Here is a 1,497-nt window from a genome sequence, read left to right as displayed (position 1 = left end):
CCCAGTTCTATGGGGAACTCATGAGCAAAAAACACAAGCGTCTAGCGCCCTATGACGGGCTGCTATATTGTGCTCTCTATAGTGTATTTGTGTCACTTACACAGCTCTTGATTCGTCGATCGCTGGTTGATCGCGTCGGCCTCTTTCGATCGGATTGGGGATCCATGGGTGATTTTGAGTGGGGGATGCGATCAACTCTAGTTTGCAATACCCTGCATTTGCCAGAAACGTTAGCCACTTGGCGCATTCATGACCATCAAGCAACAGCCATCACCAATCCATCGTCTTCTAAGTTCCGGGAAAAATTCTGTGAGATGATTATTGCGGCATTGCCAATCCTCAAAATCCGTCACCCAGAATTGTTTGCCCGGTTAAACCAGCAGCGCCTCCTGTTTCCCTATCGGCTAGAGCAATTTACGTTGGGGTTAGCCGAGCAGTGCCATGTCTTGGCAAGACTCTTGTTCATAGTGAAATTTCTACTCCTACGACCCGATATTGTGGGGATGGTTTGGCAACAGCGTTTATTCAAACAAGGTGTTATGCAAACCTACGATCGTTATAGCTACATCCGTGCTGAATTGAAGCGTCTTGATATTGGTGAGTGTATTCAGGTGTTAGACGCATGAAAGCATTGCTAAAACGACTATTGAGAACTTTGCTAGCTGAGACATTTCAAACATTCCGGCAAGACTTAACTACCGATTTCTCCCAACTCCGACACATGATTAATAACCAGGCTGTACAGGTGTTGCTTACCCAACACTACCAAGCCTTGAAGCAAGCTGGGACTAGAATGCCTGAGTTTGCGACGACAGGTTTTCGCGTCTATTCCCAAAACGAAGAGGATGGCTACCTGCTGTATATCTTTGCCCTGATTGGTATGGAAACCCGCAGAGCCGTGGAAATTTGTGCAGGAGATGGGATTGAATGTAACAGTGCTAACTTGATCGTGAACCACAAATGGACAGGGCTGTTGGTGGATGGCAACCCGGCAAATATTGAGCGCGGGCGGAGATTTTATGCGACCTGTCCTGATACGCTGGTGTATCCTCCTACCCTTGTCCAAGCATGGGTCACGGCAGAAGCGGTTAATGACCTGATTACCCAGCATGGCTTCGCAGGGGATATTGATCTGTTGTCCCTGGATTTAGATGGCGTGGATTATTGGATTTGGCGGGCGATAACTTGTGTGAATCCTAGGGTGGTGGTAGTGGAGTTTAATAACCTGTGGGGAGCCGATCAAGCTGTGACGATACCTTACGATCCTCACTTTGTGGCAGAGTTTAGCCCTGAGGGGCCAGACTATTGTGGTGCTTCCTTGCCTGCATTTGTCAAACTGGGGCGAGAAAAGGGCTATCGGCTTGTGGGCTGTAATCTGTATGGCTTCAATGCCTTTTTTGTGCGCAATGATCTAGGGCAGGATGTGTTGCCTGAGATTGACCCTGCTCGGTGTTTTGCCCATCCCCAGGCGCAGTATGCCATACAGCACCGACGATC

2 protein-coding genes are annotated in these 1,497 nt (G+C 48.6%); both read left to right on the top strand.

What is annotated here, in order from left to right; genetic code table 11:
• Positions 1–626: glycosyl transferase family 2 (locus NZ772_18825; protein ID MCS6815612.1), on the top strand; the 626-nt coding region annotated here is incomplete at its 5' end.
• Positions 623–1,497 (top strand): hypothetical protein (locus NZ772_18820; protein ID MCS6815611.1); only part of this gene is annotated, 875 nt, incomplete at its 3' end. The genes NZ772_18825 and NZ772_18820, both read left to right, overlap by 4 nt.

The organism is Cyanobacteriota bacterium (assembly GCA_025054735.1).
Taxonomy (GTDB): Bacteria; Cyanobacteriota; Cyanobacteriia; order SKYG9; family SKYG9; genus SKYG9.
This window is presented reverse-complemented; position numbering and strand designations above follow the sequence as displayed.